General features: G+C 59.3%; 22 protein-coding genes. 15 read left to right on the forward strand and 7 right to left on the reverse strand.

What is annotated here, in order from left to right; all coding sequences use genetic code 11:
* Window positions 1–2: 2 nt before the first annotated feature.
* Together HMPREF3147_RS09255 and HMPREF3147_RS09260 are read right to left on the reverse strand one after the other, a co-directional pair.
* Window positions 3–473 carry an RDD family protein gene (locus HMPREF3147_RS09255; RefSeq protein WP_070446875.1) on the reverse strand — a complete coding sequence of 157 codons (471 nt, stop codon included), beginning with the start codon at window positions 471–473 and terminating at the stop codon, window positions 3–5.
* Window positions 474–533: 60 nt separating this feature from the next.
* Window positions 534–1,274 carry a class I SAM-dependent DNA methyltransferase gene (locus HMPREF3147_RS09260; RefSeq protein WP_070446878.1) on the reverse strand — a complete coding sequence of 247 codons (741 nt, stop codon included), beginning with the start codon at window positions 1,272–1,274 and terminating at the stop codon, window positions 534–536.
* Window positions 1,275–1,515: 241 nt separating this feature from the next.
* Between HMPREF3147_RS09260 and rpsA the strand changes: the two genes are divergently transcribed.
* Entirely contained in the window at window positions 1,516–2,976 is a 1,461-nt protein-coding gene (rpsA, locus tag HMPREF3147_RS09265; protein ID WP_010190105.1) for a 30S ribosomal protein S1, read from the forward strand.
* Between the two features lie 113 nt (window positions 2,977–3,089).
* Window positions 3,090–3,692 (forward strand): dephospho-CoA kinase, encoded by a 603-nt coding sequence (gene coaE, locus HMPREF3147_RS09270; protein ID WP_070446880.1) that lies wholly within the window; start codon window positions 3,090–3,092, stop codon window positions 3,690–3,692.
* A 14-nt stretch (window positions 3,693–3,706) separates the two neighbouring features.
* Here the strand turns inward: coaE and HMPREF3147_RS09275 are convergent, their stop codons facing one another.
* On the reverse strand, window positions 3,707–5,071 hold the full coding sequence (locus HMPREF3147_RS09275) for a DUF4185 domain-containing protein (RefSeq protein ID WP_070446882.1): 1,365 nt from the start codon (window positions 5,069–5,071) through the stop codon (window positions 3,707–3,709).
* A 104-nt stretch (window positions 5,072–5,175) separates the two neighbouring features.
* Here HMPREF3147_RS09275 and HMPREF3147_RS09280 point away from each other — a divergent pair, with 104 nt between their 5' ends.
* The 4 genes from HMPREF3147_RS09280 (at window position 5,176) to HMPREF3147_RS09295 (ending at window position 8,866) form a co-directional block, all read left to right on the forward strand.
* Window positions 5,176–5,538 carry a DUF4259 domain-containing protein gene (locus HMPREF3147_RS09280; RefSeq protein ID WP_246815755.1) on the forward strand — a complete coding sequence of 121 codons (363 nt, stop codon included), beginning with the start codon at window positions 5,176–5,178 and terminating at the stop codon, window positions 5,536–5,538.
* 97 nt (window positions 5,539–5,635) lie between these two features.
* Complete coding sequence (gene uvrB / locus HMPREF3147_RS09285; protein WP_070446886.1) at window positions 5,636–7,729, forward strand: excinuclease ABC subunit UvrB; 2,094 nt, start codon at window positions 5,636–5,638, stop codon at window positions 7,727–7,729.
* A 110-nt stretch (window positions 7,730–7,839) separates the two neighbouring features.
* A complete protein-coding gene (locus HMPREF3147_RS09290; protein ID WP_070446888.1) occupies window positions 7,840–8,286 on the forward strand; it encodes a universal stress protein in 447 nt (148 codons plus the stop codon).
* A 139-nt stretch (window positions 8,287–8,425) separates the two neighbouring features.
* Window positions 8,426–8,866, forward strand: coding sequence for a universal stress protein (locus HMPREF3147_RS09295; RefSeq protein WP_070446890.1), 441 nt, complete (start codon window positions 8,426–8,428; stop codon window positions 8,864–8,866).
* Window positions 8,867–8,951: 85 nt separating this feature from the next.
* On the opposite strand, the gene HMPREF3147_RS09300 is transcribed toward HMPREF3147_RS09295, so the two are convergent.
* The 4 genes from HMPREF3147_RS09300 to HMPREF3147_RS09315 all read right to left on the reverse strand — a co-directional run bounded on the left by HMPREF3147_RS09300 (window position 8,952) and on the right by HMPREF3147_RS09315 (window position 14,018).
* On the reverse strand, window positions 8,952–9,965 hold the full coding sequence (locus HMPREF3147_RS09300; protein WP_070446892.1) for an App1 family protein: 1,014 nt from the start codon (window positions 9,963–9,965) through the stop codon (window positions 8,952–8,954).
* A gap of 10 nt (window positions 9,966–9,975) precedes the next feature.
* Complete coding sequence (locus HMPREF3147_RS09305) at window positions 9,976–12,216, reverse strand: HelD family protein (RefSeq protein ID WP_070446894.1); 2,241 nt, start codon at window positions 12,214–12,216, stop codon at window positions 9,976–9,978.
* A gap of 180 nt (window positions 12,217–12,396) precedes the next feature.
* Window positions 12,397–13,320, reverse strand: a complete 924-nt coding sequence (locus HMPREF3147_RS09310; protein WP_070446965.1) for a DoxX family protein — start codon at window positions 13,318–13,320, stop codon at window positions 12,397–12,399.
* Window positions 13,321–13,415: 95 nt separating this feature from the next.
* Window positions 13,416–14,018, reverse strand: coding sequence for an MBL fold metallo-hydrolase (locus HMPREF3147_RS09315; RefSeq protein WP_070446896.1), 603 nt, complete (start codon window positions 14,016–14,018; stop codon window positions 13,416–13,418).
* A 76-nt stretch (window positions 14,019–14,094) separates the two neighbouring features.
* Here HMPREF3147_RS09315 and uvrA point away from each other — a divergent pair, with 76 nt between their 5' ends.
* The 9 genes from uvrA (at window position 14,095) to pheT (ending at window position 24,603) form a co-directional block, all read left to right on the forward strand.
* Window positions 14,095–16,932: an excinuclease ABC subunit UvrA gene (gene uvrA, locus HMPREF3147_RS09320; RefSeq protein WP_070446898.1), complete on the forward strand. Its 2,838-nt coding sequence runs from the start codon at window positions 14,095–14,097 to the stop codon at window positions 16,930–16,932.
* A 50-nt stretch (window positions 16,933–16,982) separates the two neighbouring features.
* A complete protein-coding gene (locus HMPREF3147_RS09325; RefSeq protein ID WP_246815756.1) occupies window positions 16,983–17,894 on the forward strand; it encodes a serine hydrolase in 912 nt (303 codons plus the stop codon).
* Between the two features lie 249 nt (window positions 17,895–18,143).
* On the forward strand, window positions 18,144–18,665 hold the full coding sequence (infC, locus tag HMPREF3147_RS09330) for a translation initiation factor IF-3 (protein WP_080550383.1): 522 nt from the start codon (window positions 18,144–18,146) through the stop codon (window positions 18,663–18,665).
* 36 nt (window positions 18,666–18,701) lie between these two features.
* Window positions 18,702–18,896, forward strand: a complete 195-nt coding sequence (rpmI, locus tag HMPREF3147_RS09335; RefSeq protein WP_039675593.1) for a 50S ribosomal protein L35 — start codon at window positions 18,702–18,704, stop codon at window positions 18,894–18,896.
* Window positions 18,897–18,952: 56 nt separating this feature from the next.
* Complete coding sequence (rplT, locus tag HMPREF3147_RS09340) at window positions 18,953–19,336, forward strand: 50S ribosomal protein L20 (RefSeq protein WP_005323264.1); 384 nt, start codon at window positions 18,953–18,955, stop codon at window positions 19,334–19,336.
* Window positions 19,337–19,548: 212 nt separating this feature from the next.
* Window positions 19,549–20,001 (forward strand): NINE protein, encoded by a 453-nt coding sequence (locus tag HMPREF3147_RS09345; protein WP_070446903.1) that lies wholly within the window; start codon window positions 19,549–19,551, stop codon window positions 19,999–20,001.
* A 115-nt stretch (window positions 20,002–20,116) separates the two neighbouring features.
* Window positions 20,117–20,917: a TrmH family RNA methyltransferase gene (locus tag HMPREF3147_RS09350; protein WP_070446905.1), complete on the forward strand. Its 801-nt coding sequence runs from the start codon at window positions 20,117–20,119 to the stop codon at window positions 20,915–20,917.
* A 96-nt stretch (window positions 20,918–21,013) separates the two neighbouring features.
* On the forward strand, window positions 21,014–22,060 hold the full coding sequence (gene pheS / locus HMPREF3147_RS09355; RefSeq protein ID WP_070446907.1) for a phenylalanine--tRNA ligase subunit alpha: 1,047 nt from the start codon (window positions 21,014–21,016) through the stop codon (window positions 22,058–22,060).
* A 29-nt stretch (window positions 22,061–22,089) separates the two neighbouring features.
* Window positions 22,090–24,603 (forward strand): phenylalanine--tRNA ligase subunit beta, encoded by a 2,514-nt coding sequence (gene pheT / locus HMPREF3147_RS09360; RefSeq protein ID WP_070446909.1) that lies wholly within the window; start codon window positions 22,090–22,092, stop codon window positions 24,601–24,603.
* Window positions 24,604–24,622: the final 19 nt, after the last annotated feature.

Genomic DNA, 24,622 nt, shown 5'->3' on the forward strand with positions numbered 1-24,622 from the left:
GCTTAGGTCAAGCCCACCGCGCGCTCGTCTTCGGTGGGCGTGCGTCGCTCGACCAAACATCCGGCAAGGAGGTCGAATGGGGTTTGTCCCAGCAGCAGGACGCTGAGGCCGAGGATGCCCAGGATGGTTGCCTCCACGAAGGGGAGTCCTGTCAACGCGAGAAGTGTGAGAAGGAGCCAGCCGTTGCGAACGGCTGGGCTGCCGATTCCGGGATGCTCAGCAATGACTTCTAGCTTTAGCGACCACTTACCCAGGGAAGTCTGCTTTGCGGCCTCTACCCACACTCGGTAGACGTAGAAGACGAGTGCGAGGGCAACGATGTCATAGACAGCGCCTGCTCGACCGCTCAGCACTTCATCGGCGATGAGGTTGATAAGCCACTTGAGTGCCACGATGATGGCGGCGGCGAGAAAGGCATCAATCCACCAGGCCACTGCGCGGCGCACGAAAATCCCGAGGCGTTCTAGAAGCATGGCTGTCAGCTTAGTTCGCTGCAGCCGATTGATTCGATACCAGGGGAGGTAGTGTCTGACCTACCGTGCTTCGCACACGAAGATGGCGGTGCCGGGGAAAATGGCTCCCCGTTCAGGCGACCATTGTCCCCACGTAAGTGTGTTTTCCTTCGGCCACTCGGGTTCGATGAGGTTGCGAATTTCAAATGCACCGCGCACTTGGAGTGCTCGCACCCAATCGCCCATCGTGCGGTGGAATTCGGCATAGCTGAGCTCACCGCTGTCATCCTGCTCTAGGTAGGCGCGTTCAAAATAAGACAGCTGCGCAGTGAGGTCCTGTGGATCATCGGGGAAGACCCAACGCATGGGGTGTGGCACAGAAAAGACGAAGCGGCCATGAGGGTGCAGAACACGGTGGACTTCGTTCAGTGCCTGGTCAAGGTTGGCCACGAAGGGAAGGGCGCCAAAGGCGGAGAAGACGACGTCGAAGGATTCGTCACGATAGGGAAGTGCTAGGGCATCAGCCTGAACGAGAGGTAGGCCACTCTCGGCATGGGAAAGCATTCCAGACGAGAGATCGAAGCCCGTGGCAAAGCGCGCGCGTCCTTGCAGCCACTGCGTGCAAGGCGCGGAGCCGCAGCCGAGCTCGAGGACGGTATCGGAGGATACATCGCCCAGTAGCTGCGCTTCCGCCTCGTGCAGCATCTCAGGACACCAGTAGAAAGAGGATAGATATTCGGGGTGTTCCGCGTGGTAGGAATCGGCGTCACGATCCCAAAAATTGCGATTGGCTGAGGAAGCAGAAAAGGCTGCAGAAGACATTCTCACTTTTCCAATTTCTTTTCCGTGTTGTATTTGCCGTTTTAGCTGCGAGGATGTAGGGTTGTACGGGCGTGTCTATGACTCGGGACGCGCTGGGCTACTGTAGGAGAGCTCGGCACGGCTGCGAGTCGGGATTGAAATCCATCTTAAGCCTTGCGTATTTGCGCTGCTTAATGACGCTTTTCAAGAGACGCGTAACTGTCCAATTACGATCTCCTACGTTTATTCGGAGCATAACTACATGCCAACTTCTAACACCCCTCAGGTTGCGATCAACGACATCGGAACCGCAGAGGACTTCCTCGCAGCCGTCGACGCCACCATCAAGTACTTCAACGATGGTGACATCGTCGAGGGCACCGTGGTCAAGGTTGACCACGACGAGGTCCTGCTCGACATCGGTTACAAGACCGAGGGCGTCATCCCGTCCCGCGAGCTCTCTATCAAGCACGACGTCAACCCGGATGAGGTTGTCGAGGTCGGCGACGAGATCGACGCACTTGTTCTCACCAAGGAGGACAAGGAAGGCCGTCTGATCCTGTCCAAGAAGCGCGCACAGTACGAGCGCGCTTGGGGCGCCGTCGAAGAGCTGCACGCCAAGGAAGAGCCGGTTACCGGTACCGTTATCGAGGTTGTCAAGGGTGGTCTCATCCTCGACATCGGCCTCCGTGGCTTCCTCCCGGCTTCCCTCGTTGAGATGCGCCGCGTTCGCGACCTGGAGCCGTACATCGGCCAGGAGCTCGAGGCCAAGATCATCGAGCTGGACAAGCAGCGTAACAACGTTGTCCTGTCCCGCCGCGCATACCTCGAGCAGACCCAGTCCGAGGTCCGCTCCGAGTTCCTGCACCAGCTGCAGAAGGGTCAGGTCCGCAAGGGCGTTGTCTCCTCCATCGTCAACTTCGGCGCCTTCGTCGATCTCGGCGGTGTCGACGGCCTGGTTCACGTTTCCGAGCTGTCCTGGAAGCACATCGACCACCCGTCTGAGGTTGTCACCGTGGGCGACGAGGTCACCGTCGAGGTTCTCGACGTCGACCTGGACCGCGAGCGCGTGTCCCTGTCCCTGAAGGCAACCCAGGAAGATCCGTGGCGCGTCTTCGCCCGCACCCACGCTGTGGGCCAGATCGTCCCGGGCAAGGTCACCAAGCTCGTTCCGTTCGGCGCCTTCGTTCGCGTCGAGGAGGGCATCGAGGGCCTCGTCCACATCTCCGAGCTGGCTCAGCGCCACGTGGAGGTTCCGGACCAGGTTGTCAACGTTGGCCAGGAAGTCATGGTCAAGGTCATCGACATCGACCTCGAGCGTCGTCGTATCTCCCTGTCTGTTAAGCAGGCCGACGAGGACTACACTGACGAGTTCGATCCGTCCAAGTACGGCATGGCTGACTCCTACGACGAGCAGGGCAACTACGTGTTCCCGGAGGGCTTCGACCCAGAGACCAACGAGTGGCTCGAGGGCTACGACGAGCAGCGTCAGGCTTGGGAGGCTCGCTACGCCGAGTCCGAGCGTCGCTTCAACCTGCACACCGCTCAGATCGAGCGCAACCGTGCTGCAGCTGCTGAGGCCGCTGAGTCCGCTGCCAACTCCAACTACTCTTCCGAGTCTCAGGATGCAGCTCCGGCATCCGATTCTCAGGCAGAGGTTGGCGGCTCCCTCGCATCCGACGAGCAGCTCGCTGCTCTGCGCGACAAGCTCGCTGGCAACTAAGAATGGATCTTTCTCGGTTCGCACTCAGCGATGAACCCGAGATGGTCTAGCTTTTGAGAAAGGCCGCTTCTCCCACTGTGGGAGGGGCGGCCTTTCGCGTATCCTAAGCCGGTATGAAGCTCATTGGACTCACCGGCGGTATCGGCAGCGGAAAATCTACAGTGGCGCAGCTTCTCCTGCACCACGGATGGGAGCTAGTTGATGCCGATCAGATAGCTCGGGACATCGTTGAACCGGGGCAACCGGCGCTCGCTGAGTTAGCAGACGCTTTCGGGGAGGATATCCTTCAAGCCGATGGAAGCCTCGATCGTGGGTTGCTGGCTTCCCGCGCTTTCGCCAGCCGGGAGAAGACCGATCTCCTCAACTCCATTACGCACCCGCGTATTCAGGAGGAAACCCAGGCCCGCTTCGACTCCGCGCGCCGCGCTGGCGCCGACTTCGTGGTGTATGACATGCCGCTCCTCGTGGACAAGGGTCTACACAAAAATATGGACGCCACCATCGTCGTTGACGTCGATGTGGAGGAGCGGGTTCGCCGCCTCGTGGAGTATCGCGGGCTGGATGAGGGGGATGCGCGCCGCCGGATAGCCGCGCAGGTCCCGGACGATGTGCGCCGCGCCGCTGCTGATTTCATCATTGATAACAACGGCGCTCGCGATGAGCTCGATGCGCAGGTTGACGGGGTCGTCGACAAGCTCCGCTCCCGGTTCGCCTAGGGACGCGCAATTAACTAACGCGTCGCTACGACGTCAGAGACTTCAACGTGGTCGTTGTTTTCCATGTCTTCGCCCACGAAGTCGAGGTCTGTGCGCATGAGCATGGTGTTGTAGTCATGCCAGGACGTCAGAGTGTAATAGAGGTGCTGATCGTCCTGGTTCGGCAGAACGAAGGGAGCATAGGTGTCATTGAGCGGCTGGCCGCTGACGACCTTGGTGGTCTTTTCACTCACCAGCATGCGGCGCGGCGACCATGGGCCTTCTGGGCTATCGGCCGTGCGCATAACGATGCCTTCGCCCTCCACCCCGTACATAGTGATGTATTTGCCCAAGTAGTGGTTGTAAGCCACAGAGAGTTCGGATACCTTGCCGTCGAGTACCTCGGTGGCGCGCGCCGGATTCTTCACCCAGGAGCCGTCAGAGTAGTAGCTGAAGGCTTCCTCGTTAGGAAACTCCGACTTCAACGCACGGGACAAATATGCTGGGCCGCGGCGGCCGTTGCCGGTGGTGAAGCGGTAAATGTACTCGTCGTGCTCGATGAAGGCTGATTGTTGAAGTTTTTCAAACCCTTTGCGGTAGTTGGCGCCGCCGGGAATCGGCGCGTTCGCACCGTGGCTAGTGTTGGTTCGGGTGGCCTCTGGCACTGCGCGCCACGTGACTCCGCCATCAGTCGACTTCACGGTCGCGCCAAAGTTGGTGGACCAGCCGGTCTTCGGATCGTGCCAGGAGCGCACCGACATGTAGTCGATGTAGTGCACGCCGTCGACCACTATGCCGGCCGTGGGGATAGTGGTGCGCTCGCCGTTGGTGTCTTTATCTCCCACCTTCTGGGAAGGGATGAACTCCTTAGCCCGGCCTTGAGCCGACCATCCAGAGTTCGTTAGTGCTTCCTCCAGGCGCAGGCCGTCACCATAGTCGTGGTCGCTCGTGCGCAAAAGGAGGTTGGAACGCCACCCGTCGCCCTCGCTTGAGCAATCCATGGAATCGCCGAAGACATAGTAGGATTTGCCCGCGCCATCCGAGTAGGCGATGCCGAGGTCAGTTCCGGAAATATCAAACTTCCGGTCGGTGCGGTTTGGAGAACCGGAACCAGTGATGAGCTGCATGATTTGGGTTGGCCCGCCGCTAATCTGGCGCTGGTTATAGTTGCTGCGCTGTGGTGCCTCAGTATTGCCCGAACTGCTGGACCGGGAAGAGCTGCCGAGTAGGGCGTCGAGCCCACCGAGCGAAGAGCCGGAAGTCTCGGGTTTCGACGTGAAGCTGCCGGACCTCGAGTAGGCCGTACACGGTGACGCGTGGGCCGCAGGGGAGTGGGTCACGATAGCGACAGGCACTAGTCCGGCAATGGTCAACGCGCTGGTAAGAGAACGAAGCTTCATGTCAGCAGATTCTAAAGGAGAGCGCCAACTTTTAAAGGATATGGCGGCTAAAATTTACCTTGTGCTCGCATCCCGTTCACATTCCCTGCTTAATCTGCACCTCCATGGGAACGTGGGATGTTGGGCCTTTTGATAATCACGCCGCGTGCGAAGTGCTCGCGGCAATCCGTGATGGCTCCTTCGATCTTGATACGTTTAAGAAAAGCTGCGTGGATTCTCCCATCGATGTCGACGATGCTGGGGTAATCATCGCCCTGGGGGCATTGGCCACCACGCCTGAAGATGAGCTCCCCGCTGGAATTAGCGCGGATGACGTTAAAGCATTGCGCACACCACAAACCCGGGCCTGGTTGCGCAAGAAAATCAATACAGCGATGGAGCCCAACAGTTCCCCGATTTATGCGTTGTGGGAAACCACGGGTGAGCTTGAACTGTGGTTGCGCAGGACGCGCGCGGCGTTGCCCTAAAATGCAGTGAGGCCTCCCTTCACAGACACAGGTGAGACAGGTTGCCTAGCTAGTGGGCCCTAGCAGGTTTCGTGGTGTGCGCGTTAGACTGGTCAGCATGGCTTTTGCTGCTGAACACCCCATCCTGCCCGTCTCCGAACATCGCCCTGTTGGCGAAATCGAGCGGCGCTCAGCCGAGTTCCGTGTTGAGTCCGAATTCCAGCCCGCTGGCGACCAGCCCGCCGCCATCGCGGAACTGGATGAGCGGCTCAGTCGCGGCGAGCGCGACGTGGTACTCATGGGTGCCACGGGTACTGGTAAGTCCGCGACAGCCGCCTGGCTCATCGAAAAGCAGCAGCGCCCAACACTTGTGATGGCGCCGAATAAAACGCTGGCGGCGCAGCTGGCGAATGAGCTGCGCCAGCTTCTCCCGCACAACGCGGTGGAGTACTTCGTCTCCTATTACGACTACTACCAACCGGAAGCCTATATCGCGCAGACGGACACCTACATTGAGAAGGACTCCTCTATTAATGAGGACGTGGAGCGCCTCCGCCACTCCGCCACGTCAGCTCTTCTTTCTCGCCGTGATGTGGTTGTGGTTTCTTCTGTGTCGTGTATCTACGGTCTGGGCACGCCGCAGTCCTATCTTGATCGCTCTGTTGTGCTAGAGGAAGGGGAGGAGATCGACCGCGATCGCTTCCTCCGCTTGCTCGTGGATATTCAGTATGAGCGCAATGACGTGGGCTTTACGCGCGGAACCTTCCGCGTCAAGGGCGATACCGTGGATATTATCCCTGCCTATGAAGAGCGCGCGGTGCGCATCGAGTTCTTCGGCGATGACGTGGACGAGCTCTACTACATCCACCCCTTGACGGGCGACGTGCTGGAGCGGGTCGACGAGGTAAGAATCTTCCCCGCAACGCACTATGTAGCTGGGCCAGAGCGCATGGCCCGTGCCATCGAGGACATCAAGGAGGAGCTCGCGGAGCGCCTCGCGGAGCTGGAGAACCGCGGCAAGTTGCTCGAAGCGCAGCGCCTGCGCATGCGTACCGAATACGACCTTGAGATGATCGAGCAGGTGGGCTTTTGCTCCGGCATTGAGAACTATTCGCGCCACGTTGATGGACGTCCCGCCGGCTCCGCGCCGGCGACACTCCTGGACTATTTCCCAGAGGACTTCCTCACCATCATCGATGAGTCTCACGTGACCGTCCCGCAGATCGGCGGCATGTTTGAGGGCGATATGGCCCGCAAGCGCAACCTCGTGGAGTTTGGCTTCCGTTTGCCTTCTGCCGTAGACAACCGTCCGCTCACTTTCGATGAGTTCGAAGAACGTGTGGGACAAGCGGTGTACATGTCGGCGACGCCCGGTGATTTCGAAATGACGGCTTCCGGCGGCGAGTTCGTGGAACAGGTCATTCGCCCCACCGGCCTCGTAGATCCCAAGGTGACGGTCAAGCCCACCAAGGGCCAGATTGATGATCTCATCGATGAGGTCCGCGCCCGCACCGCGAAGCAGGAGCGCGTCCTGGTCACGACGTTGACCAAACGCATGGCAGAGGACCTCACGGACTATTTGCTGGAACACGGTATCAAGGTGCGCTACCTCCACTCGGATATTGACACGCTTCAGCGCGTGGAGCTGCTGCGCCAATTGCGCTTGGGGGAATTCGATGTCCTCGTGGGCATCAACCTCCTGCGTGAGGGCCTCGACCTTCCTGAAGTTTCACTTGTCGCCATCTTGGATGCCGATAAGGAAGGTTTTCTGCGCTCCACCACCTCGCTTATTCAGACTATTGGCCGCGCCGCCCGAAATGTGTCCGGTGAGGTCATCATGTACGCCGATAAGATTACGGACTCAATGCAGGAAGCCATCGAGGAGACTGAGCGCCGCCGTGAGAAGCAGATTGCCTATAACAAGGAGCACGGCATCGACCCGCAGCCGCTACGCAAAAAGATCGCCGATATCTTGGACCAGGTTTATGAGAACGCCGATGAGCAGGGGCAGGACGCGGATCCCACGGCCATCGTCGACAAGCCGGATGTGTCCTCCATGGCTGCCGACGAGGTGCAGGCGCTTATCGACGACCTAACGACCCAAATGCGCGAGGCAGCCCGGGAGCTCAAATTCGAGTTGGCGGGGCGCTTACGCGATGAGATCGCTGATCTGAAAAAGGAGCAACGCGGTCTCAAGGAGGCCGGCATTTGACGACGCGTCCAGTCCTGAAATTTGCCAACTCAATGTGCGGGTAAAACCCGTCTCGGCATAGCAGACCGTGTCATACTGTTAAGGATTAATCGCTACTTATAAGGAGAATTATGCTGAGCTACAACGTTATCGCTGTCGGAACCGATGGTTCTCAGACGTCCATGCGCGCTGTCCGTTCTGCCGCATCCATGGCGCGCGCTTATGACGCGACACTGATTATCGTGTCTGCTTTCTACAACCACTCGGGTTCGATGCTCGGCGCCCCGAACTCAGAGGATGCCCGAGTACCGGTTGTGAGCGAAGAGATGTCGGAAAGCTTCCTCAACAATGCCGCGGAGATTGCGCACAGCGAGGGGGCGGAGCGGATTGAGATCATCGCTAAGTCCGGTGACCCTGTGAATTCGCTCCTCGAAGTCGGCAGGGACCACGACGTTGATATGTTCGTTGTGGGTAACAAGGGAATTCATTCGGTGCGTGGTCGCGTGTTCGGCTCCGTGGCTACGGAGCTCACTCGTAAAGCCCACGCTGACGTCGTCGTGGTCAACACCACTGACTAGGGCAGAACATGGCGCGCTGAGCCTCGTGCGCGCTGATCGACGTGAACGCGCCAGCGTTGTTAGACTAGCGGGTGCGCAAAAGCTTTAAAATTTTGTCAAGCGGTGGCCTCATGGTTGAGGCCAGCGAAGAAAGGTCATCATGAGCGATTACAACAAGATCGTGGTCGGCACCGACGGTTCCAAGTCCTCCCTGCTTGCTGTGGAGCGCGCCGCCAAGATCGCCGCAGCCTTCGATGCCACCCTCATCATCGGTTGCGCCTACTACGAGAACCAGGAGCAGGCTTCCAAGACTTTGCGCCAGGATTCCGTGACGATTCTCGGTGATGAGAAGGCCCAGGCCAACCTCGCCTCTGGCAAGGAGCACGCAGAGAAGTTCGGCGTGGCGAAGGTGGAGACCGCTGTGCGCCCGGGCACCCCGGTTCAGGCCCTGATGTCCATTGTCAACGACAACAAGGCAGACCTGCTCATCGTGGGTAACCGTGGAATCAACTCCCTGACCGGCCGCCTGCTTGGTTCGGTTCCGGCGGATGTCGCACGTCAGTCTGATTGCGATGTCATGATTGTCCACACCGTCAACTAGCACTTTATTGCGTGCACGGCGCGCAGCGCCCAGAGACCTTCAAAGAAAGGGTTACCTGGGCCGCTGCGCGCCTTTTCTTATCTTCCTAGCTGGAAGGAAGAATGCGGTAGGCACTGGCAAGGGCGTTACCGTCGGTGCCTTGAATGAGCGGGATATCGAAAGAAGACTGCTCGTTGACCTTTACCAAAGGGGCGAGCGAACCGTGGGACAGCAGCTGCTCCTGCGGTGTGAGGTTGCGTATCGCAACTGCTGCCACATGGTTGGGGTGCTCCGCTGCCGCGTCCGCATAGGTCAAGGGATCGTGCTGTCCATCATCGCCGATGAGCAGCCAGCGCAGTTTGCGGAAAGCGATGAACAGGTTTCGCAATTGGACGCGCTTGTGCTCCAGGCCATTGCGGAAGAGGCCGGTAGGTGTAGGCCCCCAATCCGTCAGGAGTAGCGGGCCACGGGGGAATCCGTTGTCCGCCATGAAATTCACCAACGTGTCATAGGTGTTCCACGCACCGGTGGAGAGGTAAATGAAGGGAGCTTCTGGGTGCTGCTGGGAGATCTCTCGGTAGAAGCTGGCCATGCCTTCTACTGGTTTGCGCGTATTGGTGCGCTTGACCCAAGAATTCCACGCCGCAATCATCGCGCGTGGCAGCCACGTCACCATGATGGTGTCATCGATATCGCTGACCACACCGAAGGTCGTGTCCTTATCCACGATGAGGACCTCCGCGCTGGCTTCCTCGGCGCCCTTGGCCCGGATGGTGACCTCGTGCCAACCGGGTTCGAGCCCGTGGTCATGGACTAGCACGTCGACATAGCCGTTGTCGTTCGTGGTGCCCGCTACCGTTTTCCCGCCAACCGTAACTTCAACCTCGTGGTGCGTGACCTGAATGGTGAAGAACTGGCGGTATCCGCGTTGAGCCCACGTATCGCGCTCTTCGGCGGCAGGGTCATGCATGAGGACCCGCCCCAGCACGTGGACGAATTCCTCGTTGCCGTAGCCGGCATAGCCAGTAACACTGGGGCGCCAGCCTTTGCGTGCTGAGCGCTTGAGCGAGTAAGCATTTGCGGTGGATTCGACTTTGCGGGCGATATCGGAAAGTGCCATGCGCACCAGATTAACGGAAAACCTCCGCGTAGCGGCCGGCGATGGTGAGGGACTGCGTCGCACGCGTCAGCGCCACGTAGAGGTTGTGCAGACCCTGCGGGGACGCTTCCACGATGTCATCCGGATTGACTACGGTGACGTGGTCAAACTCCAGTCCTTTGATCTGCTCAACGTTGGCTGCGGTGATCACAGCGCGCAGGCGCCCGTCAGCGTCCTGGAAGGTTGCGGGCTGAAGGTCGCTCTCACCGTCCTGCCAGATAACGTCCACACCGTCGCGCACCGCGATGCCTGGCGTCGCCTCGGGGTTGATGGATTGAAGGAGCTGGTTGGCCAGCTCCGTGATCGGGCGCGGGGTTCGGTAGTTGACACTCAGACCGTGCAATCGGAAGCGCTGGCCGACGAAAGGCTCGAGAGTCTCGCCCCAATCATCAACGCCGGCGGGAGCTCCAGTCTGGGAGGTATCGCCGACGAGCGTCATCCACCGGGAAGGGCTGCGCCGGAAAATCATGCGCCACTCCATTGGGGTCAACTCCTGTGCCTCGTCGACGATGACGTGCCCGTAAGCCCACGTGTAGTCCTCGCGGGCACGTTGAGCGGTGGTGCGGGAATCCCGAACTTCGTGGCGTCGAGCGAGGTGCTCGGCATCGATGACGTCGTGGGCAGAGAGAATCTCCGCTTCGAACATGTCATCATCGTTGTCGGTGGAATCAGATGAGCTCAGAATGTCGAGGGCATCTTCTGCCTCGGCGACCTGCTCACGCCATTCCTTCTCCTCTGCAGCGCGTTCCGCTTCTGGGTCTGGCATGCCGATGAGGACAGCGAGTTCGTCGAGAAGCGCAGCGTCGGACGCCGCCCAAGCCCGGCCATCCTCGCGGTAGAGGGCACCCCGGGTTTCCTCATCGTAGGCGCTGGCCGCTGAATCGATGCGTTCGGTGCTGCTCAGGAGCTCGGCGAGCACATCTGTAGGCGCCAGATGGGGCCAGAACTCGTCGATGAGCTCCAGGACCTGCGGTTCTTCAGCAAGATCATCGTGGAGCTGGTCCACATCTGCGCGGGAGAGCAGGTTGGCGCCTCCCAGCGGATCAGAACCGATGCGTTCGGCCATCTGTTGGGCCAGCGATTCAATGAGGTGTTCCGCAAACGCCGCTTGAGCATCGTTGTGCGGCTTGCGCGAGCGCCGTGCGCGGGTTCGTGCTGCCTTGACCATCTGGGGGGCCACGGTGAGCTCGAGCCGATCGATCTCCAGCGTGCGCAGCTGCTCGGGCACACGCTGGTAGTCCTTCACCGCGTTGCCGAGAATCTCCACCATGGCCTCTGAACCCTTGATTTCGCGGGCGAGCAAGGTTTCAGCGTGTGTAGCCTCGATGCTGGGGAAGAGAGAAGAAATGGTGGAGAGTACAACGCCGGTCTCACCAAGTTCCGGGAGTACTCGGGAAATGTATTCCAGGAAGGTGGAATTGGGGCCCACGATGAGCACGCCCGTGGCGGCTAATTGTTCGCGGTAGGTGTAGAGCAAGTAAGCCACACGGTGCAGCGCCACCGCCGTCTTGCCGGTTCCTGGTCCGCCTTCGACCACCATGACGCCGCGCGTGCTGTCACGGATGATCTCATCCTGTTCGCGCTGAATGGTCTCCACGATGGAGGGCATATGGCCAGTGCGGGCACGCTGCATGACGTGGTGGAGGGCGGATTCACTAGCGACATCGCTACTTGCTGCAGTGTTGTCTCCTTCGAGGATCTCGTCGCTAATACCGGTGACAGTGCGACCGGTAGTCCTGATATGCCGGCGGACGTGAACCCCTTCAGGGTGCGCAGTGGTTGCCAGGTAGAAGGGCCGCGCCATCGGGGCACGCCAATCCAAAAGAAGCGTGCGGTAGTCCTCCTCCCGGGCATCAAGTCCCATGCGGCCGATATAGCGGCGGTCGAGGCCTTCCGGGGTGGGATTATCGCCAGGTGCATCAATGTCGATGCGCCCAAAAACTAGACCGAGTTGGGCAACGTTAAGCCGATCCAGTTTTGCTTGTAGGCCGTGGTACTCGGTTTCGCGGCGCACGAGAGCATCAGCATCTGGGGTATGAGGGTCGACGGCTGCTTGCACCTCGTTGAGGCGAACATTGGCAGCGTGGACCTCGTTGTCCAGACGCTCAAAGAGGCCGTCGACATAGGCTTGTTCGCTAGCTATTTCGGCGCTGTGCTCGCTCGCGTGGGCGCTGGTTTTCCCGGTGTGAGTCGCGGGTGAAGATTCAGACACAAGGCTCCTTGGGTGCGTATGAAGGCTTCTCGTGAACAGACGGGAAGTAAGAAGGGAGATAAAGGAAGAGTGGACAGGAAAAAGAACAACGGCCCAGCATACTAGCTGAGCCGTTGTTGTCTCCACCGCGGTAATTATCGCGGTGCGTTGCGGGGCTTTCCGCAGCGTAGGAAGGAGAGCTTAGAAGCGGTCACCAAACTTCTTGAAAGCTTTATCCAGCTTCTTGGAGGCTTGCTTCTGGAGCTTCTCAGCGCGCTTGCGAGCCTTCTTCTGGGCGCGCTTTCCGTCGAGCGAATCTGCCTTGGCTAGGGCCTCGTCAGCGCGGTCCTGTGCCTTGCCGGCTGCCTTTACCAGACCCTTGCGGGCGGTTTCGGTGTTGTCACGTGCAGCGTCAAGCCAATCATCTTTGTTCTCCTCAAAGAACTCACGAGCGGTCTCAGCCTTGTCCTCGACGAAGGAGCGCGCGGAGTCGATGAAGTCCCGGCCAGCGGACTCCCAATCATCACGGTTGTCCTCGACGTAGTCCTTGGCGGTTTCGAACCAGTCATTAGCCTTATTGGTCACATCAGAAGAAATCTCGTTGGCGCGGTTGGAGAAGTCTTCTGCGAACTTCTGCTGCTCGGACTTACCCGGCAGCGCCTGCTGGATCTTCTTGTTGGCACGCTCCGAGGCCTTGGCAGCACGCCAACGCACGGAGGGCTTGCCTTCGGTGTCCTGCGTAACAATGGCCAAGGCACCAAGTAGGGCAGTGTTGGTGATGAAGCTGTTGCGCTGTGCTTCCTTGTCCTTCTTGGAATCGGCGGTCCAGAAAGCGTTGCCCACCAGGTTAGGGACGTGCGTCAGCGCGAGCACTGCAGCCGAGGTGCGCGGGGCTTTGCCCAGTGCCAAGGTGGTACCTGCAGCGGTCTTTGCACCGCCGAGTGCGCGGGTAACGAGCTCTGGGTCATTTGGGATGTAGCCTGCATATTCGCGGGGCAGCACCTTGCGCAGGCGCTTGAGCGCGGACTCGGTGTCCGCGACGTGCTCCGAGGTGTTGCGGAGCGTATCCACACCATCCCAGACAAACACGGAGGCCAGCATAGGACGGGCAAATTTACGAATCATAACGTGCTCCATTCAATAGATCTTTAAAGACGTTCGTCACACCATAGTACGCGGGTTAAGCAAGTGCCGCTGTCAGTGCAGCAGTTAATAAGTTGTTACCAACGCCGCTCCCACCATTCGTCCATGTGCGGGCGCTCTGCGCCGAGCGTTGTGGGTGCGCCGTGCCCAGGGCGGACGATCGCTTCGTTCGGGTAGACATCAAAGAGACGCTGCGTGACATCCTTGTACAGACGCACGAAGTCACCTTCCGAGGTGGTCTTGCCCACTCCGCCAGGAAAGAGTGAATCACCAACGAAAAGGTTGGTAACCCCATCAATCTCTGCGGCAATGGCCGCACCGCCGGGGGTGTGTCCGCGCAGAATAATAACGGGTAGTTCGTAGCCGGCGAATGGGAGCGTATCGCCGTGCTTGAGCTCGACGTCGACGGGTGCCGGCAAGGCCGGGGAGTCCAGGAAAGAGGAGTAGTGCACGGCACCGGTTTTATCCAGAACCTCTTTGAGCGCGCGCACGTGGTCCCAATGACGGTGCGTGGTGAGAACGGAAGTGATCTTTACCCCATGGTCGGCGGCCAAGGAGAGCAGCGCAGGGGCGTCAGCGGAGGCGTCGATAAGCAGCGCCTCGTCACCGGCGCACAACAGGTAGCAATTGTTGTCCATCTCGGACACGGAAATTTTGTGAAGCTCAAGCGCGTTGTTCATAAGTCCAACCATACGGGTACATTCTGAGTGAGAACTCTCTGAACACACATTCTTTTGTGTAGGAAGGCAGCAACTAGTGGCTGATCGTTTGGTCGTACGAGGCGCGCGTGAGCACAACCTCAAGGGCGTGGATATCGACATTCCGCGCGATAACCTGGTGGTGTTTACCGGTCTATCAGGCTCCGGCAAGTCCTCACTCGCCTTTGACACCATCTTCGCCGAGGGCCAGCGGCGCTACGTGGAGTCCTTAAGCTCTTATGCGCGCATGTTCCTTGGCCAAATGGATAAGCCGGACGTCGAGTTTATCGATGGCTTATCACCGGCGGTGTCCATTGACCAAAAATCCACCAACCACAATCCGCGTTCCACCGTCGGAACCATCACTGAAATTTATGACTACCTGCGTTTGCTCTTTTCTCGCGCGGGTACAGCGCACTGTCCTGAGTGCGATGCCGTCATTGAGCGCCAAACCCCGCAGCAGATCGTGGATGAGGTCTTAAGTCACGAGGAGAAGCTGAAGTTCCAGGTCCTTGCCCCTGTGGTGCGCCGCCGCAAGGGCGAGTTCGTTGACCTCTTCGCAGATCTCGCGGCGCAGGGTTATTCCCGCGTTCGGGTGGATGGTGAGCTTTACCAGCTCAGTGACCCGCCCAAGCTGAAGAAGCAGATCAAGCACGACATCGATGTCGTCGTGGACCGCCTGCAGGTGAAGGCTTCCCAAAAGCAGCGGCTGACGGATTCGGTGGAAACAGCACTGCGCTTGGCAGACGGCCTAGTCACCCTGGATTTCGTAGACCGCGAAGAGCTCACACACACCTACTCGGAGAAAGCAGCCTGCCCCAACGGCCACACGCTGACCATTGAGGAATACGAGCCTCGCGCGTTCTCATTCAACGCGCCTTTCGGTTCCTGCCCGGTGTGCGATGGCTTGGGCACGCGCCTTGAAGTGGATGTGGATTTGTTGATCCCGGATCCGGATGCCCCGGCTGTCGAAGCCATCCAACCGTGGACGTCGAGCCCCAATGCGCGATATTTTGTCAAACTGGTTGAAGGGCTAGCGAAAGCCCTGGACTTTGATCCGCGCACCCCGGTGTCCGAGCTGAGCAAGGAGCAGCGCCACGCGCTGATTTATGGCACGGATGTGGAAGTCAGCGTGCGCTATAAGAACCGCTATGGCCGCCAGCGCAACTGGACCGCGCCGTTCGAGGGTGCCATCGGCTTCTTGGAACGCAAGCTCGATCAGACGGATTCTGAATCCCAGAAGGACCGTCTGCTTCAGTACACCCGCCGCGTGCCTTGTAACGCTTGTGGCGGTACCCGCCTGAAGCCGGAAATCTTGGCGGTGCGCTTAGCCTCCACCGCACATGGCGAGCAGTCCATCGCTGGCTTGACGGCGCTGTCCATCGAGGAGGCGGCGGAGTTCCTCGACTCGCTCGTGTTGGGCCACCGCGAGGAGATCATTGCCGGTGCCGTGCTCAAAGAAATCCAGGCTCGCCTGCGCTTTCTTCTCGACGTCGGCCTGAACTACCTCACCCTTGACCGCGGCGCCTCCACGTTGTCCGGCGGTGAAGCACAGCGCATTCGACTCGCCACCCAGATTGGTTCTGGTCTGGCGGGAGTCCTCTACGTGCTGGATGAGCCCTCGATTGGCCTGCACCAGCGCGATAATCAGCGCCTTATCGCCACGTTGAAGCGCCTGCGCGATATCGGAAACACCTTGATTGTGGTGGAACATGATGAAGACACCATCCGGGAAGCGGACTGGCTTGTCGACGTTGGCCCCCGCGCCGGCGAATTTGGCGGAACTGTGGTCTATCAGGGAGAACCCGCCGGTATCGAATCCGTGGAGGAGTCCCTGACGGGGCAGTATCTGTCAGGAAAGAAGAACCTTGCGGTCCCGGATACACGCCGTGAGATTGACCCCGAGCGCATGCTCAAGGTCGTCGGCGCGCGCGAGAATAACCTCAAGGGTATTGACGTCGAGATTCCACTGGGCGTCCTCGTCTGCGTCACTGGTGTGTCTGGCTCAGGAAAGTCCACAGTGGTCAACCAAATCCTGGCCAAGACCTTGGCCAACAAGCTCAACCGTGCCCGCCAAGTGCCCGGTCGTGCCACACGCGTGGAGGGCGTGGAACACCTAGACAAGCTGGTGCAGGTGGACCAGAGCCCCATCGGCCGCACCCCGCGCTCGAATCCGGCAACCTACACAGGCGTCTTCGACAAGATTCGTAATCTTTTCGCGGAAACCCAGGAGGCGAAGGTCCGCGGCTACAAGCCGGGGCGGTTCTCCTTCAACGTTAAGGGTGGACGCTGTGAGGCCTGCCAAGGCGACGGCACCATCAAGATTGAAATGAACTTCCTGCCCGATGTTTACGTGCCGTGCGAGGTCTGTGATGGTGCCCGCTATAACCGCGAAACGCTGGAGGTCCTTTATAAAGGTAAGAACATCGCAGAGGTTCTCGATATGCCGATTTCGGAGGCAGCCGAGTTCTTCGAACCCATCACCTCAATTCATCGCTACCTCAACACCTTGGTGGAGGTAGGCCTGGGATATGTCCGCTTGGGTCAGGCCGCTACGACGCTTTCTGGTGGTGAGGCACAGCGCGTAAAGCTGGCATCCGAGCTTCAGAAGCGCACGAATGGACGCACGGTCTACATCTTGGATGAGCCGACGACTGGTTTGCATTTTGAGGACATCCGCAAACTTATGCTCGTCATCCAGGGGCTGGTGGACAAGGGCAATTCGGTCATCATCATTGAGCACAACCTAGACGTCATCAAGGCCGCCGACTGGATCGTGGATATGGGGCCAGAAGGCGGTTCCGGTGGCGGGACTGTCGTGGCCCAAGGCACGCCGGAGGACGTGGCGCAGGTAGAAGGCTCCTATACGGGAGGTTTCCTCAAGGAGATGGTGTGATGGTGAGGCAGAAGAACACCCCCAGGGCTGCTTTAGCTCTTTGCCTCGCCGTGGCAACAACCTTAACTGGCTGTTCGAGCCCCGAACAGAACATCAAGCATCCATCTACTGAAGAAGCAGGTGAGGGTGATACGCCGAACTTCGACGTGTCCTCGGAGCTGCGCGCCGTTATCGCCGACGTAGAAAGCGAGTTTGACGTTCGTGCCGGTGTGTCCGTGGCGGATAAAAAGGAGACGTTCAACGCTGGGCTCAAGGGCCATGAACCCGCATGGTCGACCGTGAAGGTTCCCATCGCCATTGCCGCTCTGCGTGATGGAGCTAGCCTCGAGCTCGTGGACCTCGCAATTAAAGAATCTGATAATGATGCAGCCTATGCACTGTGGTCCCACGTCCAATGGACCGAGGGGGATGCCGGCAGCGCGGTGAAATCCCTGTTGAAAGAGTATGACTCAACCGGTGAATTTGCCGAACCCTTTGGCTATTCCACGTGGTCGCTCGAAGAACAAGCGAAGTTCGGCGCGCACTTGCCGTGCATACCAGAAGCTGAGCAAGTGTATGACGCGATGGATGACATCGTGGAGTGGCAAGACAATGGGCTTGATAAGCTGCCGGACACCCGCGCCAAAGGTGGCTGGGGATTATCTGAAACTGATAACGGATATACTCACCGTCAAATTGGAGTTCGAGAAACTGCAGGCGGCGGGACTGCGGAGAATAGCGCGGTGGGTCTGGCCATTGAGGTCACTATGCCTGGGGAGTATGCCGATGAAGCGATACCCGCCCTCGACATGCTAGCCGCCGGAGTTGACCGAGTGGTCTCTGAGGCGCTGAAAGCCAGAGCACTAACGCCGTTGGAAGGTTGCGCGCAACCCAGTGCGCCATCAGCGGTGGTAGGGACGTCGTCAACCGCTGCAAGAGAGGTATCGACAAACACGTCGGCACGCCGATTTGGCTCACGATGATCGCGGTGATAGAGTAGTGCGCACTACCGCCCGTAGCGCCTCCTCCAGGAGGTACTTGGGCCGCAAGCGGAGTTTCTCCCACCCGATGCCGCGCAGGATGAATTGTCCAGTGCAGGATAAAGGTTAAGAGTAGGCGTCATTTATGGCGCGTGCTTGAAAAGAAACTCCCGGATGCCTATGGCACCGGGATTTATTCGTTTGTGGTCACGGTAGGCACACTACTAGCCCCCACAATCGAGGAGAACCACAATCAGCGCTGAAGCTCGCATTAATGAGCGCATCCGAGTACCCGAGGTCCGTCTTGTTGGCCCCGGTGGTGAACAGGTGGGCATCGTTCGTACAGACGATGCTCGCAAGCTCGCGTACGAAGCAGACCTTGACTTGGTCGAGGTCGCCCCGAACGCGAAGCCGCCCGTAGCCAAGATCATGGATTACGGCAAGTTTAAGTACGAGCAGGCCCAGAAGGCCCGCGAGTCCCGTAAGAATCAGCAGCAAACCGTGGTGAAGGAACAGAAGTTCCGTCCGAAGATTGATGATCACGATTACGAGACCAAAAAGGGCAACGTGGTGCGCTTCCTGGAGAAGGGTTCCAAGGTAAAGGTAACCATCATGTTCCGTGGTCGCGAGCAGTCGCGCCCGGAGCTCGGTTTCCGTCTGCTGGAGCGTTTGGCTGATGACGTCGCAGAGGTTGGCGTCGTGGAGTCGCGCCCCAAGCAGGATGGTCGCAACATGACCATGGTTCTTGGGCCCGTCCGCAAAGGCAAGAAGTAGACCACGCTCCACTTAGGATTTAAGGATTTAATTCTCATGAAGCAGAAGACTCACAAGGGCACCGCCAAGCGCATCAAGGTGACCGGCTCCGGCAAGCTGCGTCGCGAGCAGGCCAACCGCCGCCACCTCCTGGAGGGCAAGCCTTCCAAGCGCACCCGTCGCCTGAAGGGCACCGAGGACGTTGCCAAGGCAGACACCAAGCGCATCAAGCGCCTTCTCGGCCGCGCATAGTCAGCGCCGAAACACTCCATTTCCACACACCACAATCAAGATAAGGAAGTATTACTGTGGCACGAGTAAAGCGCTCAGTTAACGCCAAGAAGAAGCGTCGCGCGATCCTGAAGTCCGCTAAGGGCTACCGCGGCCAGCGCTCCCGTCTTTACCGCAAGGCCAAGGAACAGTGGCTGCACTCCATGACTTACGCTTACCGCGACCGTCGCGCCCGTAAGTCTGAGTTCCGCAAGCTGTGGATCCAGCGCATCAACGCTGCTGCTCGTATGAACGACATCACCTACAACCGCCTCATCCACGGCCTGCGACTGGCTGAGATTGAGGTTGACCGCAAGATCCTGGCTGAGCTTGCTGTTAATGACTTCGAGGCTTTCTCCGCTCTGTGCGAGGCCGCCAAGGCTGCACTGCCGGAGGACGTTAACGCTCCGAAGGCTGCTTAAGCTTTCACTAGCCTGCCCACGCCCACTGCTTCCCACAACAAGGAAACGGTGGGCGTTTGGCGTTCCAAGCTTCAATTATGGGAACAGGAGCCAATGGGGAATAGGCCCCAGTGAGGTGAAGAAAAAGGGGACATGGCGTGTGCTTTGTGTTACCTTAATCAAGTTCCCACGTTCTCTTCCTGTGTTTACAGGCTTAAAAAGGAGTCTTTCTCATGACCAACCCCAACGGCGGTTTCCAGCAGAACAACCCGAATGCTTCGGGCAATAACCCTCAGTACTCCAATCCGTTCGACTCCAACGGAAACCAGTACCAGGGCGGCAACTACGGCCAGAACCTGCCGGCCCAGCAGGGCGGGTACCAAGGTCAAGGCCAGTATTACTCTCAGCAGGCTCCGGTCAACGCGCCGCAGAAGTCCTGGCTGGTTGCCCTTTTGCTGGCTTTCTTCCTCGGTGGCTTCGGCGCTCATAACTTTTACGTTGGCCGCACGGGTCGCGCTATCGGCCAGGTATCCCTCTGTGTCTTTAGCGTCTTAACGTCGTGGCTGGGTATTGGTGCAATCTCGGCGGGTATCCTCTGGATCTGGGTGATTATTGAGTTCATCATGATCATCGCCGGTGCAGGCGGTTATGACCGAGACTCCAACGGCATCCCGCTGAAGAAGTAGTCTTTTGCACATATTTTCTAGCCCACCTCTCTCAAGCTTGGAAGAGGTGGGCTAGCTGCATTGTGCTGCCCATGCGATCCGTGAGCTCGCAGGAGGCCTCGGTAGGGTGGAGGCTATGATACTGGACTTTGAGAATGCCTTCACCGAGCGCACGCCACGCATAGTCAATGCCGCAAAATTGCATCGTGCCGCTAGCCGTCGGAAGGCAGAGCGTTTCCTTATTGAGGGTGAAAATGCTGTCGACGCAGCGGTGTCCACTGGCGCAGCCACGGACGTTTTCGTAACGGAAAAGGCCGCCGAACGCTTTGCACATATTGTGCAAACCTGCGGCTATATGGACGTCTATGTTCATCCCATCACCGACAAGGCAGCCAAGCACCTCTCCGATACGGCGACGAGCACAGGCCTCTTTGCTGTGTGCCGTCCTGTCCTGTGGACTGCAGGTAAAATCCTGGCGGGCAAGCCGCGTTTGGTCTCAGTCCCAGTGCTTACTTCCGAGCCGGGCAATGCAGGTACCTTGATCAGGACTTCGGATGCCATGGGCGCCGATGGCGTCATCTTCGCGGGTGAGACGGTCGACCCTTTGGGCTGTAAAGTCGCGCGTGCATCAGCAGGCTCACTCTTCCATATTCCCGTGGCTCGTGATCCCAATATCAAAGATGTCTTGGGTAAGTTGCGCTCCTCCGGCATGCAGGTGCTGGCAACGGCCGCTGACGGCGAGGTGGACCTCGCGGATGCGGACCTTTCCCAACCCACCGTATGGCTGTTTGGAAACGAAGCGCATGGACTAGGAGAACTGTTGGATGAAGCCGATATGCGCGTGCGCATTCCAATTCTGGGCCGTGCAGAGTCTCTGAACCTTGCCACGGCTGCCAGCATCTGCCTGTACGAATCTGCCAAGCAGCAGAACCGCTAGTCTCTCCTTGGGCTGGGGCTGGTGGCCACAGAAGTCGGGGAGCACGGTAAGATAGCTCGCGTTAGTTTTTGTGCGAGAAGAAGGTAATCAAGGCACGTGTCCGACACACCTCAGATCGAATTGACCGAAGAGGCCCTCGAGGCCGCCGCGCAGAAGGCCATTGCCGCCTTCGAGGCTGCATCCGACCTCGACGAGCTCACTTCCGCCCGCCGTGAGCACCTTGGTGATGGCGGCTATATCCCGCAGGCCCGCCAGTCGCTGGGGCAGTTGCCAAAGGATCAGCGCAAGGATGCTGGGCGTGCGGTGAACATCGCGCGCGGCAAGATGGAGAAGCGCTTTGCACAAATTCGTGAAGTGCTCGAGCAGGAGGCTCGCGCCGCGCAGCTCAAGGCGGAGAAAGTCGACGTCACCGTCCCAACTACCCGGGCGCAGACCGGTGCACTACACCCAATTACTGCGCTGTCGGAGCGCATTGCGGACATCTTCGTGGGCATGGGTTGGGAAATCGCCGACGGCCCAGAGGTCGAGGCTGAGTACTTCAACTTCGATGCTCTGAACTTCAAGCCCGATCATCCGGCACGTACGTTGCAGGACACCTTCCATGTGGGTAAGGAGGGCTCGAAGCAGGTTCTCCGTACTCACACGTCGCCGGTGCAGGTGCGTACGATGCTCGAGCGTGATGTACCGCTCTACATCGCTTGCCCAGGCCGAGTTTTCCGTACCGACGAGCTCGACGCGACCCACACGCCAGTCTTCCACCAGGTGGAAGGCCTTGCCGTGGATAAGGGACTGACCATGGCCCACCTGCGCGGCACTCTGGAGCACCTGGCCAAAGTTCTCTTCGGTCCGGAGACCACCACTCGCATGCGCGTGAATTACTTCCCGTTCACCGAGCCTTCTGCTGAAGTCGATGTGTGGTTCCCGAACAAGAAGGGCGGCGCCGGCTGGATCGAGTGGGGTGGCTGCGGCATGGTTAACCCCAACGTTTTGCGTGCGGTCGGCATCGATCCGGAGGAGTACACCGGCTTCGCCTTCGGCATGGGCCTTGAACGCACCCTGCAGTTCCGCAATGGTCTCACCGACATGCGCGACATGGTGGAAGGCGATGTCCGCTTTACCTTGCCATTCGGCGTGCAGGCATAGGAACCCAGAGAAAGGATAGAAAGAAAACAATGCTTATTTCCCAAGACTGGGTTACCCGCCTCCTCGGCACCGCAAACTCTGGCTGGAACGTATCCGCCGAAGAGCTAGACTCCGGTTTTGTCCGCGTCGGCTTCGAAACCGAGGGCTATGAGGCTCTTCCGGAGACCACGGGCCCGCTCGTTATTGGCCAAGTTGTGGAGATTGAAGAGCTCACCCAGTTCAAGAAGCCAATCCGCTACTGTCAGGTGAATGTTGGTAAGGCCAATGGCACCGGCGAGCTACAGGGCATTATCTGCGGCGCGCGTAACTTCCGCCTCAATGACTATGTTGTGGTTTCCCTTCCGGGGGCTGAGTTGCCGGGAGGCTTCAAGATTGCTGCGCGTGAGACCTATGATCACATCTCCAACGGAATGATGTGCTCCGCGGCTGAACTGGGCTTTGGTGCGAAGGCTGATGGCATCATCGTTCTGGGAGAGGAAGTCGCCGACAAGGTCGGTGAGGACGCTCGCCCCCTCATTGGGCTGTCCGATACGGTTTTCGACGTCAACATCACCCCAGACCGCGGCTATGCTTTGTCGGCACGTGGCCTGACGCGGGAGATTGCCTCCGCTTTCGACCTCGCCTTCCCCGACGTGGCGCAGGATCCGAACGTTGCTGGAGTCGATACCTCTGCTGTACCGGCGCCGAAGGGCGAGCTGATCGCCGTCGATCTGCGTGAAGAAACCAAGGCCCAGCGCTTTGGTCTGCGCAAGGTTAGCGGCATTGATCCCGCTGCCCGCACACCCTTCTGGATGGAGCGCGAGCTCATGCTGTCCGGCCAGCGCAGCGTCAATCTGGCGACCGACATCACCAACTACGTTATGCTGCTCCTCGGAGCACCGATGCACGCCTTCGATGCCAACGTCGTGAACGGCGAACTCGTGGTGCGCAATGCTAGCGAGGGGGAGACATTTGAGACCCTCGACCATGTCAAGCGTGAGCTTTCGGCGGGTGACGTGGTCATTTGCGATGGCAACGGAATTCAGTCCCTGGCTGGTGTCATGGGCGGCACGACCTCTGAAATCTCCGAGACGACCACTGACGTGTACTTCGAATCGGCCATTTGGGATCCGATTACCGTGGCCCGCACGTCGCGCCGCCACAAGCTGTCCTCGGAAGCCTCCCGCCGTTTCGAGCGTGGCGTCGACCCGGCCATCGTAGAGGTTGCTCTCGACGTTGCGTGTGCGCTGCTGCAGCAGATTGCTGGCGGCACCATCGAGACTGGCAGGACGCTCGTGGGAGACGTCGCCAAGCGCGAGCCCATTACACTGCGCGCCGCCAAGCCGAGCGAATACGCCGGCGTTGAGTACTCCCGCGAGACCGTGGTGAAGCGCCTTATTGAGGTGGGCTGCGAGGTCTCTGGCGAAGAAGAGTTTTCCGTCGTCCCCGCGTCTTGGCGCACCGATATCGACATGGATGTGGATCTCATCGAGGAGATCCTGCGTCTGGAGGGCCTCGAAGATATTCCGACCATTCTGCCTACCCCGGTGGGAGGTCGCGGCCTTACTCCGGCGCAGAAGCGTCGCCGTGCAATCGGACACGGCTTGGCTTATGCGGGCTATGCCGAGGTTCTGCCTTCGCCGTTCATTGCCAACGACACCTTCGACACCTGGGGTCTGGATAAGGAAGACCCGCGCCGCCGCACTGTTGCCGTGCAGAATCCTCTCGAATCGGATAAGGCCATTCTGTCCACGACGTTGCTTCCGAATCTCCTTGAAGCCATCGCCCGCAACGTGGCCCGTGGTCGAAGTGACCTCGCCCTCTTCGGTCTCCAACAGGTGGCATTCAAGCGTGCTGATGCGTCCCCGATGCCGTCGGTGGAGACGCGCCCGGAGGACTCCGTGGTGAGCGAGCTTTTGGAGTCGCTGCCGCTACAGCCGCTGCACGTGGCCACGGTCGCTACCGGCAACATTGAGCACGAGGGTCCGTGGGGCTCTGGTCGTGCTTATAGCTACGCAGATGCCATTGAGTCCGCGCGCCAGGTTGCCCGCGCCGCCGGTGTTGACATCACTGTCAAGGCGGCCGAGCAGCTCCCGTGGCATCCGGGCCGCTGTGCCGCCTTGGTCCTCGCTGCAGACGAGGAAACCGTCGTGGGCTATGCCGGCGAGCTGCATCCGCAGGTACTGGAGGCCCTTGAGCTTCCAGCCCGCACGTGCGCCATGGAGCTCGATGTCACTGCGCTGCCGTTGGAGGAGAAGTTCCCAGCACCGGTCCTCTCCTCCTTCCCGGCCTTGCACCAAGACATCGCACTGGTGGTGGATGAGGATACCCCGGCAGAGGCAGTGCGCCGAGTGGTTGAGGAAGGCGCCGGCGAGCTCTTGGAATCTGTGGAGCTCTTCGATGTCTTCCGTGGTGAGCAGCTCGGTGAAGGTAAGAAGTCCCTTGCCTTCCAGCTCTTGTTCCGCGCAGATGACCGCACGCTGACTGATGAAGAAGCTAACGAGCACCGACTCGCTGCCGCAGACCTAGCCAAGCAGCGTCTTGGTGCGGAGATGCGCGCTTAGCGTTTACTGGCACCTTTGG

Origin of the sequence: Corynebacterium sp. HMSC05D03, assembly GCF_001807205.1 — a bacterium.
Classification (GTDB): Bacteria; Actinomycetota; Actinomycetes; order Mycobacteriales; family Mycobacteriaceae; genus Corynebacterium; species Corynebacterium aurimucosum.